Consider the following 10,535-nt stretch of genomic DNA (forward strand, 5'->3'; position numbering starts at 1 on the left):
CGACGCTGCCAACGTACAGGATCTACTGGTTGAAGCCGCGGTCACGACCATTATGGATTGTGAAGACTCTGTTGCCGCCGTTGATGCAGAAGACAAAGTTGAAGTCTACAGTAACTGGCTGGGGTTGATGAAAGGCACCCTCAGCGAGTCTTTCGAAAAAGGCGGGCAAACCATGACCCGCACTATGAATCCTGATCGGACTTATAAAACTGCCGACGGTTCTGAGCTGACTTTGCACGGCCGCAGTCTTCTGTTCATTCGTAACGTGGGTCACCTGATGACTAACCCCGCGATTCTGGACAAGCAAGGCAATGAAGTGCCTGAAGGGATTATGGATGCCATGGTCACCGTTCTGGCAGCTATCCACGATCTAAATAACACCACTACTCGTACAAACAGCCGGGCTGGCAGCGTCAACATTGTGAAACCGAAGATGCACGGCCCCGAAGAAGTTGCGTTTGCGGTTGAGTTGTTTGAGCGCGTTGAAAAAGCTCTGGGATTGGCAGAAAACACGCTGAAAGTCGGCATTATGGACGAAGAGCGCCGTACCACGGTTAACCTGAAAGAGTGTATCCGTGTCGCTCAGGATCGCGTGGTATTCATCAACACTGGCTTCCTCGATCGCACCGGTGATGAAATTCACACCTCCATGCTGGCAGGACCTTTTGTACCTAAATCTGTCATGAAGCAGCAAGCCTGGATTGGTGCCTACGAAGACTGGAACGTCGATGTTGGGATTGAGTGCGGCCTGCCTGGCAAGTCTCAAATCGGTAAAGGCATGTGGGCCATGCCTGACGAAATGGCAGCCATGCTGGAGCAAAAGATTGGTCATCCAAAGTCTGGTGCAAACACTGCCTGGGTTCCATCGCCGAACGGTGCCACTTTGCACAGCACTCACTACCATCAGGTCAATGTGTTTGAACGTCAGAAAGAACTGGCTTCACGTGGTCGTGCCAGTCTCGACGACATCCTGCACATTCCACTGCTGGAAAGTCCGTCAGAACTGACGCCAGAAGAAATTAAATTTGAACTCGACAACAACGCCCAGGGTATCCTCGGTTACGTTGTTCGCTGGATTGATGCTGGCGTTGGTTGTTCAAAAGTGCCAGACATTAATAACGTGGGGCTGATGGAAGACCGCGCAACTTTGCGTATTTCTTCGCAGCATTTGGCGAACTGGATTGAGCACGGCATCTGTACAGAAGAGCAAGTGCTTGAAGCTATGAAGCGTATGGCCGCTGTGGTTGATGGTCAGAATGCTGGCGACCCCGACTACACAAATATGGCTCCCGACTTTGATGGCGTTGCCTTCAAAGCCGCGTGCGATCTTGTCTTTAAAGGCAAAGAACAGCCGTCCGGTTATACCGAGCCACTGTTACACGCTTACCGCATCGAGTACAAAGCCCAGTAACATTTTAGTTTCTCATTTTCTATTTCCACCTTTTTAGCCCGGCAAAGCCGGGCTTTTTTTTGCCTGTAAAACATTCAGAGTTTTATGACAGTTCTGCAGCTTGTCCGGTGAATCTTTTGTGACTACGTAGGCTTGGCCGTTAAGGTACACTAACGCTTTATGCACACGGTAAAAGAATTAGTAATTTAAGCGACGAAAAAATGTCAACATAACCAAAAATAGATATTGATTTGCCTAATCTACTGATATTTAAAGGCTTTTTGGGTGTGGTTGTTTTTTGATCAATCCGTAGTTGGGCGCTTATGTGTAGGCTAAAAACGTGCTTTATCAAAGTTACGCACAATGTTATCCACTGTTTCTGTGGATTAATTTATTTGTGAATTTTTGATGAAATTCTGTGCAGAAAGCGTTACTTTTCGTTACCCAATTTTTTACGTCTTGGCCGCACTTCCATGGCGGGTTTCAAGACCGTTTATCACAACTGCTATTGATTATGACTCCAGAACGATTTGAAACCATCTGCAACGTGCTCTCACAGCGTCAACCCGATTTAACAGTTATCACTGATGAAGTGCATAAGGGGCGTAATTTATCCGCTATTGTCAGAACCTGTGATGCGGTGGGTATTCCGGAGTTCCATTGTGTTGAACCGCGAAAAGGATATCGCGCGTTTCGCGGTACCGCTTTGGGAAGCCATAAATGGGTGGATACCGTCCTTCACGATAATGTGGCCAGTGGCATTGATAAGCTGAAACAGAAAGGTTTTAAAATTGTGGCTGCTCATCTATCTGACACGGCTGTAGATTTCAGGGATGTCGACTATACCGTTCCGACGGCACTGTTGATGGGTACTGAAAAAGAGGGGGTCAGTGCAGAAGCTTTAGCGCTTGTGGATGAAGAGGTCACTATTCCAATGATGGGGATGGTCGAATCCTTTAATGTCTCGGTGGCATGCGCGATCATCCTCACTGAAGTACAGCGGCAGAGGCAATCTGCCGGACTCTACAATCATCGCAGGCTGCCTGATGACACCTATCAGACCAAGCTGTTTCAGTGGTGTCAGCCTATCGTGACCAAGTTCTGTGACGAGAGGGGGCTTTCGTATCCACCTTTGGACAGCGAGGGAGAGATTATCAATCCGGCAGAGTGGTATCGACAGATACGGGAGACGGCTGATCGGCAACAGCAAGATTAATGCCGTAGGAATTGTAAGTGGCGGGAACAGAAATTGTAGCCAAATAAAAAAATCGGACAGCCCTGGGGGAGGGACTGTCCGTAAGACCATTAGGAGTGAAACATTTTAAGGGAAAGCCTTTGGCGTCATATAAAGGCAGATCCTTAAAATTGAGCTGTCGGTTCGCCCTTCAGCTCAACCGGTGCTTACTAACACTTGGGGGATGTGTGCCACCAGTTGAATTAAGTATCGCCCAGGTCTCGGAAACTTCCAGTAGGTCGAGACAGGTTCTTAAACATATTCGCAATATCTTTAGAATTTTCTTGGTCTAAAAGGCTATATCTTTAGCGATTGCGCTCTTGTGAGAGCTTATCCAGCTTCATCTCAATACGATGCAATTGCTGCTCCAGTTTCGCGGACTGCTGTGAATCCTTAAGTTGTTTTCGCCGATCATCTTCCTGTGAAGAACGTTCAATCGCAAGTGCAGCGATATTAGCGGTCAGTAGGGATATCAGCCCCAATCCAATCAGCATCAATAGTCCGGCAAATATCCGACCTACTGTTGTGACAGGAACAAGGTCTCCATACCCCACAGTTGTGATGGTTACCCATGCCCACCAAATTCCCTCAGTCGGGCTGTGTATCGCGGGGTCGATGGCGCTGATCGCAAAGCCCGCCATAAACACCACTATGGCAGACCCCAGAAAAGTTGGCGCCAAGGCATTGCGTGATAGAAGACGAATCAATGAGGCGCCCATATGGACACTGAGATCCACCAATATCAGCAGGCGTAATAAACGCAGTGCCCCCATATACGATTCAACACCAAACAACAGAGGTAGACCTGTCACAATAATGGCGATATTCATCCAGTTGTGTCGAAGATACCGCTTCCGGTTGTCCACCAAAAGCAGCATTAGCACGGCCTCTACGACAAACATGAACCAAAGAGCGAGGTCTAGAGGAACGTTTAGCAGTTCTTCTTTCCCCAGAATACTGCTTTCGTACCAAATCCCAAGGAGCCAAAAACCAGCCGCCAATAAGGGCCACTCCAAAACTCTGTAGCACATCAACGCACGCTCATTCTCACGGCTATCCGGACCCGCGAGCCCCAAATACGGCATGATATTCATTTTTCCGACTCCTTTGGTGGCGTGAGGCGATCAACATAGAGGCTAAAAGCCGAAGTTGACCCCGTACTTATGTTCTACAGTCTTTAAAAGACTTTTTTAATATAGCGAAAATCCGTTGAAACTTTCAGTTTGTGACCCAAACTCCCAAAATATTCACTATTTGTTATCCCAGAAATCAATTATCCTGTGCTTATTCAACAGCACAGTCCTGACCCGCATAGTCTATCTACCCGCACAGTTTTCTAGAAGGTGAGCTTAATGGATAAGGCAAAACAAAAGGTTCAACAATTCAGGCAGCGAGAACAGTCCATCCTCGATACTGCCCTGGAACTGCTGATCGAACACGGTGAAGACAAGGTGACCGTCGAGCAGATTGCTGCTCGTGTCGATATCGGCAAAGGTACCATTTACAAGCATTTCACCTCCAAGTCTGAGATCTATATCCGCCTACTGTTTGATTACGAACAGCAACTGAAGGTCGATATGGATCAGGCTATTATTGATGCTGAAGCAGGGGATTACAGCGCCCCGGCCCGAGTGTACTTTAGTAAGCGGATGTCAGACCCAGTTCGAGCCAGGCTGTTTCAGCGCCTTGAAGAAAAGATGGTTGCCAATGGTGAAGAAAAAGAAAAGCTGGAAGAACTAGAGAACCTGCGTCAGGCGGCTTTGGTGAATCTAAATCAGTCATTTGCCAACCGTATAAAAGAAGGGCGCCTTATTAAGGATGTTCCGCCTTATTATTATTACCTCGCTTATTGGGCACTGACACACGGCGCTGTTGAACTCTACCACAACCATTCGTTCCAAAACCTTGTTGCCGACAAACCGGATTTCATGAAATTCATTATGGATCTTGGGCTTCATATGGGAGTCAAAACCCCGTCGAACGATGAAGAATCCAAATAGCGCAAAGTAACTGAGGAGCTAGAAGCATGACCGATAACGCCTCGGAACGACTGTTCAAATCCCTGCAGAATATGCAGGATGACTATGAAGAAAGCTTGCCGCCTGTCGATAAATGGAACCCTGACCTCAATGGGGATCTCGACATGCGAATCGATCGAGAAGGTCAATGGTTTTATCAGGGAGGCAAACTCAACCGCCCAGCCATGGTCAAGATGTTTTCCAGCATCCTCAAGCGAGAAGGCGATGATTACTTCCTGCTTACCCCAGTAGAGAAGTGGCGCATCACAGTCGATGTTGCGCCATTTGTCATGCTCTCCCTGCGTTGCGAAGAGGAAAATGGAGCACAGGGAATCGTACTGACCAGCAACGTCGGTAACGAGGTGCTGATTGGACCCGACAATCCCTTCTGGATAGAAGAGGGGATTGAGAGTACGCCCTTGCCCATGATGATGGTCAGAAACAACCTTCCCGGCCTGCTAAGCCGCAATGTGTTTTATGAGTTGGTCAGCCTTTGTAATCCAGTGACTGATGCGGACGGTAAAGAGCAGTGGGTATTCGAAAGTGCAGGTGAAACCTACGCTATTGGCAGTATTGATTAGCCTTGACTTAAGTCTTGGGGCCAACAAAGTTTGCGCGCTATTAGCCTTTTAATAATTATTAACCCGCAGCTGTTGATAATTAGTAACTGCTTGTAACAGTTAAATAGACACAAAAAAAGGAGGCTTAGCCTCCTTTTTTACCTGCCTAATATGAGCGATTACATATTAGGATAGTTTGGACCACCAGCCCCTTCAGGCACAACCCAAACAATGTTCTGCGTTGGGTCTTTGATGTCGCAAGTCTTACAGTGCACACAGTTCTGTGCATTGATCTGGAAGCGCTTGTCGCCATTATCTTCTTCCATTACTTCGTACACACCGGCTGGGCAGTAGCGCTGCGCTGGCTCTGCATAAGTCGGCAGGTTGAAGTTGATAGGCACATCTTTATCTTTCAGGGTCAGATGACAAGGCTGATCTTCTTCGTGGTTCGTGTTAGACAGAAACACAGAAGTCAGTTTGTCAAAGCTCAGCTTACCATCAGGCTTGGGATAAGTGATGGGCGAGAAGTCTGACGCAGGCTTCATTTGAGCGTGGTCTGCAACTGGGTCTGACAGCGTCCAGGGCAAGTTACCATTAAAGATATTGATATCAATAAACGCGTAAGCGGAACCAATGATGTTGCCCCACTTATGCTGGGCAGGACCAAAGTTACGTTGTGCCCACAGTTCTTTGTAAGCCCAGGAGTTCTTGTAAGCCTCACCAAACTCAGTCACGTCATCGTTTGCACGCTCTGCTTTAATGGCTTCAGCGATACATTCCGCCGCAACCATGCCAGACTTCATGGCCGTGTGGCTGCCCTTGATCTTGGCAAAGTTCAAAGTCCCAGCATCGTCACCAATCAGCATACCGCCAGGGAAGTGCATTTTTGGCTGTGACTGAATACCGCCTTTGGTAATCGCGCGAGCACCGTAAACCAAACGCTCACCGCCTTCCAGGTACTGTTTAATAACCGGATGGTGCTTGTAACGCTGGAACTCATCAAATGGGCTCAGGTATGGGTTGTCGTATGACAGGTCTGTAATCAGACCGCAAACCACCTGATTGTCTTCGATGTGGTACAGGAAGCTACCACCGGCAGCGCCGTTTTCGGCCAGAGGCCAGCCAGCGGTATGAACAACCAAACCTTCTTGGTGCTGCTCAGCAGGAACTTTCCAGATTTCCTTGATGCCGAGTCCGTAGTGCTGTGGTTCTTTGCCTTCATTCAGGTTGAACTTCTCAATAAGTTGCTTACCCAGGTGACCACGACAGCCTTCGCCAAACAGAGTGTACTTACCGTGCAGTTCCATGCCCGGCATGTAGGAGTCTTTCTGCTCGCCATTCATGCCAACGCCCATATCGCCAGTCGCGATACCCTTTACGCTGCCATCTTCGTTATACAGGACTTCTGATGCGGCAAAGCAGGGATAAATTTCCACACCCAGCGCTTCGGCCTGCTCAGCCAGCCAGCGGCACAGGTTGCCCAGGCTGATGATGTAGTTGCCTTCATTGTGCATGGTTTTCGGCACAAAGAAATTAGGTACCTTTTGACCTTTCTCTTCATTTTTAAGTACGTAGATGTCGTCACCGGTGACGGAAACGTTTACTGGCGCACCTTTTTCTTTCCAGTCTGGGAAGAGTTCATTCAGAGCTTTGGGTTCAAACACAGCACCTGAGAGGATGTGTGCACCAACCTCAGAGCCTTTTTCAACCACACAGACGCTGATTTCTTCGTTCAGTTGGCGAATACGGCATGCAGCGGCTAAACCAGAGGGGCCGGCACCGACGATGACGACATCGTATTCCATATATTCACGTTCCACAGTCTTCTCTCCTGGCTGTTATGAATCGTTTTGCAAAACAGAAAGCCTTGGCTAATCTTAGGCATATCACGGTAGTTTTACCTGTCGCGGATTATATAGAAGCTAACTAGCTGATACCAATGGCAATTTCTACCATTTACCCCTGAAAAAGGGCACTTTGGGCACTTTCTATTGCCTAATCCGAGTTCATACTTACCCCGCAGTCAAATGACTGATGATAGGTTGATTCCCCACATCCCCCCTTATTTCAGGGGTGTTACGCAGAGAAAGGTGGTTTTTGTCTGTTGTTTCGGCAGCTAAAAACGCGTGGGTATTGATTTTAAAGGGCGAAACGGTCAGTATATCCGCCGCTCAAAAGACCGATAGAACCTTATACAAGAGGTCGGGTCAGGCTTCCGAGCCATGGAAACGCTAGTATATTGCCGTGGTAATGGCTGGTTTTTATCCTTAACAGATAAGCGAATGGGAAATCCATGAAGATTCTTGTTGCAGTTAAACGCGTTGTTGATTACAACGTGAAGGTCCGTCCAAAGTCCGACGGCACCGACGTTGATATCGCCAACGCTAAAATGTCCATCAACCCCTTTTGTGAAATTGCTGTCGAAGAAGCAGTTCGCCTGAAAGAGAAGGGTGTTGCCACCGAAATCGTAGCGGTCTCAATGGGTCCCAAGCAATCGCAGGAGCAAATCCGCACTGCAATGGCTTTGGGCGCTGATCGCGGCATTCTGGTTGAGTCTGATGACGCTCTTGAGCCACTGGCTGTTGCCAAGTGCCTGAAAGCAATCATCGCCAACGAGAGCCCGGATCTGGTCATCATGGGCAAACAGTCCATTGATGGCGACAACAACCAGACCGGCCAGATGCTGGGGGCTTTGACTTCAATGCCACAAGGTACTTTTGCTTCTGAAGTAGAAGTTGCTGACGGTAAAGTGAAGGTCACTCGTGAAATCGACGGTGGTCTGCAGACCGTTGAATTGAACCTGCCAGCCATTGTCACCACTGACCTGCGCTTGAATGAACCACGTTACGCGTCTCTGCCTAACATCATGAAAGCAAAGAAAAAGCCTCTGGATACTACCACTCCAGCAGACTTGGGTGTTGATACCGCACCTCGCGTTCAGACTTTGAAAGTTGAGCCACCTGCTGAGCGTCAAGCTGGCATCAAGGTAGCTGACGTTGCTGAACTGGTCGACAAATTGAAAAACGAGGCGAAGGTAATCTCATGAGCATCTTAGTAATTGCTGAACACGACAACGCCAGCCTCAATGGCGCAACTCTGAACGTTGTTGCTGCTGCTAAAGCCATTGGTGGCGACATTGAAGTACTGGTTGCCGGCTCTGATTGTGCCGCTGCCGGTGAAGCTGCTGCTAAAGTTGACGGTGTAGCCAAAGTATTGGTTGCTGACAACGCTGCTTACGCGCATCAGCTGGCTGAAAACGTTTCTTTGCTGGTTGCTGAAATCGGTAAAAACTACACACACATCCTGTTCCCATCTACCACTAACGGCAAAAACATCGCTCCTCGCGCTGCCGCTCTGCTGGATGTTCAGGCTATCTCCGACATCATTGCGGTAGAAAGCGCTGACACCTTCAAGCGTCCTGTTTATGCGGGCAATGTGATTGCTACTGTTCAGAGCTCTGACGCAATTAAAGTTCTGACCGTTCGTGGTACTGCATTTGATGGCGTTCCAGCTGAAGGCGGATCTGCTGCTGTAGAAGCCCTGTCTTCTGCTGATGATGCTGGCATTTCCAGCTTTGTTGGAGAAGAGCTGGCTGTTAGCGACCGCCCTGACCTGACTGCTGCAAGCATTGTGATCTCTGGTGGTCGCGGTATGCAGAATGGCGACAACTTTGAAATGCTGTACAAAGTTGCTGACAAACTGGGTGCTGCGGTTGGCGCTTCACGTGCTGCTGTTGATGCTGGCTTCGTACCGAATGACATGCAAGTTGGTCAAACCGGTAAGATCGTTGCCCCTGACCTGTACGTTGCTGTAGGCATCTCCGGTGCCATCCAGCACTTGGCTGGCATGAAGGACAGTAAAGTCATCGTTGCTATCAACAAAGACGAAGAGGCGCCTATTTTCCAGGTTGCTGATTACGGTCTGGTAGCTGACTTGTTTGAAGCTGTTCCTGAACTGGAAAGCAGCCTGTAATCAATCCCAAAGATTGATTCGTGAAAAGCCGGCCTCGTCGCCGGCTTTTTTGTAACTACACTTTATTTTTCCCACTCGTTCATAGAGGTATAGATGGACATAGATACATTTGAACACTGGTCACTGATCCTTGGTGTTGGCGGCCTCATCGCTTTCATGGTCTTCATTATGTGGGATCTCGCGAAAAAATCGAAAGCCGGCCGGTTTGGTACTTTTATATTATTTGTCGCATTGGGACTCGGTTTGCTCGGCTTTATTATCAAAACCGTGTTGGTAGAAGTTGTCGAGAAATAGCCTCAGATAGATAACGTAACCTCCTAATTTATATAAATAAATATTAATCACTTAATGTTGTTTCGAGATTGCTTTTTGAGTCTATACTTCTTAGAAGAGAATGATCTCAACAATCAAACAGGTAAAACGTGATTTTATTTAAGCCTCAAAGCAAGGTTCAGAAAGACCGTAAGGTTATGCACGAAACCGATTCTCGGCTGGTCAAATTCAGCGGCCGGGGACTCTTGGTCAATGTTTTTACCTACTTCCTGTGCCTCTCCATCGGCGACCTCACCAGCATTGCCCCTACGATAACCATTGCCCTGACTACGGGTCTGATTATTACCGCTCTGATTCGCGGTTTTTTCATCGCTCGATTTGATCAGATTTACGCCACTGGCCCATCTCGCTGGAGAACACTTTTCTTTATTGCCACCTTGACTGGTGCGAGCTGGTGGAGCGTCATTCTGGTGGTTTCAACTTTAACGCTGGGTATGACAGGCGAGACGCCACTTCTTTGGTTTTACACCATCATCTTTTTTGCAACAACCATTCACGCTACGTCACCGTATCGCGTCTTTAGTCAGGCTTACCTGCTAATTACCTTATTGCCTCCGGTGGTTGCTGCTTTTTATGTCGGTGGCGTACTCGGGTATATGTACAGCATTATGATGCTGATCTTCCTCGGGCTTCTGTTGCATCTGGTCAACTCACTCTATCACGGCTATTGGGAGCGCTTAGAAGCTAACTACGCTCTGCGTCAAAAGACCATCAGCCTTGAGGTGGAAAAGCGGGATATCGATGCTTCTGTCGACCTGAACTCACAGTTTTTGGTGAACCTCGGTCATGAATTCAGAACGTCACTCAACGATATACTTGGTGGCTTGTCGTTACTGACAGACAGCAAACTGGACTCTCATCAACACGAACTGCTACAACTGGCGCAGAAAGCCGGTGAACGTCAGTTGGATCTGGTTAATAACATCGTCGACTTTTCACGCATAACCAACCGCACACTGGTTTTGGATCACAGCGTCTTTAACCTGCGCTCGCTGTTGGAATTGTGGATTACCGACATTGCCGTTAAC

Annotated in this window: 10 protein-coding genes; 8 read left to right on the forward strand and 2 right to left on the reverse strand. The window is 48.2% G+C overall.

What is annotated here, in order from left to right; all coding sequences use genetic code 11:
* Together ACTG33_RS14060 and trmH are read left to right on the forward strand one after the other, a co-directional pair.
* Window positions 1–1,411, forward strand: a 1,411-nt coding sequence (locus ACTG33_RS14060) for a malate synthase G (protein WP_439135857.1), incomplete at its 5' end; no start/stop codon positions are given.
* A gap of 493 nt (window positions 1,412–1,904) precedes the next feature.
* Window positions 1,905–2,606 (forward strand): tRNA (guanosine(18)-2'-O)-methyltransferase TrmH, encoded by a 702-nt coding sequence (gene trmH, locus ACTG33_RS14065; RefSeq protein ID WP_439135858.1) that lies wholly within the window; start codon window positions 1,905–1,907, stop codon window positions 2,604–2,606.
* Window positions 2,607–2,929: 323 nt separating this feature from the next.
* Here trmH and ACTG33_RS14070 read toward each other — a convergent pair whose 3' ends face one another.
* Complete coding sequence (locus ACTG33_RS14070) at window positions 2,930–3,718, reverse strand: potassium channel family protein (RefSeq protein ID WP_439135859.1); 789 nt, start codon at window positions 3,716–3,718, stop codon at window positions 2,930–2,932.
* A 258-nt stretch (window positions 3,719–3,976) separates the two neighbouring features.
* On the opposite strand from ACTG33_RS14070, the gene ACTG33_RS14075 reads away from it, so the two are divergent.
* Window positions 3,977–4,624: a TetR/AcrR family transcriptional regulator gene (locus ACTG33_RS14075; RefSeq protein WP_439135860.1), complete on the forward strand. Its 648-nt coding sequence runs from the start codon at window positions 3,977–3,979 to the stop codon at window positions 4,622–4,624.
* A gap of 26 nt (window positions 4,625–4,650) precedes the next feature.
* On the forward strand, window positions 4,651–5,223 hold the full coding sequence (locus ACTG33_RS14080; protein WP_439135861.1) for a DUF1285 domain-containing protein: 573 nt from the start codon (window positions 4,651–4,653) through the stop codon (window positions 5,221–5,223).
* Between the two features lie 158 nt (window positions 5,224–5,381).
* Here the strand turns inward: ACTG33_RS14080 and ACTG33_RS14085 are convergent, their stop codons facing one another.
* A complete protein-coding gene (locus ACTG33_RS14085) occupies window positions 5,382–7,007 on the reverse strand; it encodes an electron transfer flavoprotein-ubiquinone oxidoreductase (protein ID WP_439135866.1) in 1,626 nt (541 codons plus the stop codon).
* A 488-nt stretch (window positions 7,008–7,495) separates the two neighbouring features.
* Between ACTG33_RS14085 and ACTG33_RS14090 the strand changes: the two genes are divergently transcribed.
* The 4 genes from ACTG33_RS14090 to ACTG33_RS14105 form a co-directional block, all read left to right on the forward strand.
* Window positions 7,496–8,248: an electron transfer flavoprotein subunit beta/FixA family protein gene (locus tag ACTG33_RS14090; protein ID WP_439135862.1), complete on the forward strand. Its 753-nt coding sequence runs from the start codon at window positions 7,496–7,498 to the stop codon at window positions 8,246–8,248.
* Window positions 8,245–9,174: an electron transfer flavoprotein subunit alpha/FixB family protein gene (locus tag ACTG33_RS14095; protein ID WP_439135863.1), complete on the forward strand. Its 930-nt coding sequence runs from the start codon at window positions 8,245–8,247 to the stop codon at window positions 9,172–9,174. The genes ACTG33_RS14090 and ACTG33_RS14095 overlap by 4 nt, the downstream gene beginning before the upstream one ends.
* Window positions 9,175–9,267: 93 nt before the next feature.
* Window positions 9,268–9,468 carry a DUF2788 domain-containing protein gene (locus ACTG33_RS14100; protein ID WP_439135864.1) on the forward strand — a complete coding sequence of 67 codons (201 nt, stop codon included), beginning with the start codon at window positions 9,268–9,270 and terminating at the stop codon, window positions 9,466–9,468.
* A 128-nt stretch (window positions 9,469–9,596) separates the two neighbouring features.
* Window positions 9,597–10,535 (forward strand): sensor histidine kinase (locus tag ACTG33_RS14105; protein WP_439135865.1); only part of this gene is annotated, 939 nt, incomplete at its 3' end.

This window comes from Pseudomaricurvus sp., assembly GCF_965662505.1.
In the GTDB taxonomy this organism is placed as follows: domain Bacteria; phylum Pseudomonadota; class Gammaproteobacteria; order Pseudomonadales; family Cellvibrionaceae; genus Pseudomaricurvus.

Coding starts and splice junctions, on each gene's coding strand:
- trmH (WP_439135858.1), top strand. CDS start 1,905: ATGACTCCAGAACGATTTGAAACCATCTGCAACGTGCTCTCACAGCGT.
- ACTG33_RS14070 (WP_439135859.1), bottom strand. CDS start 3,718: ATGAATATCATGCCGTATTTGGGGCTCGCGGGTCCGGATAGCCGTGAG.
- ACTG33_RS14075 (WP_439135860.1), top strand. CDS start 3,977: ATGGATAAGGCAAAACAAAAGGTTCAACAATTCAGGCAGCGAGAACAG.
- ACTG33_RS14080 (WP_439135861.1), top strand. CDS start 4,651: ATGACCGATAACGCCTCGGAACGACTGTTCAAATCCCTGCAGAATATG.
- ACTG33_RS14085 (WP_439135866.1), bottom strand. CDS start 7,007: ATGGAATACGATGTCGTCATCGTCGGTGCCGGCCCCTCTGGTTTAGCC.
- ACTG33_RS14090 (WP_439135862.1), top strand. CDS start 7,496: ATGAAGATTCTTGTTGCAGTTAAACGCGTTGTTGATTACAACGTGAAG.
- ACTG33_RS14095 (WP_439135863.1), top strand. CDS start 8,245: ATGAGCATCTTAGTAATTGCTGAACACGACAACGCCAGCCTCAATGGC.
- ACTG33_RS14100 (WP_439135864.1), top strand. CDS start 9,268: ATGGACATAGATACATTTGAACACTGGTCACTGATCCTTGGTGTTGGC.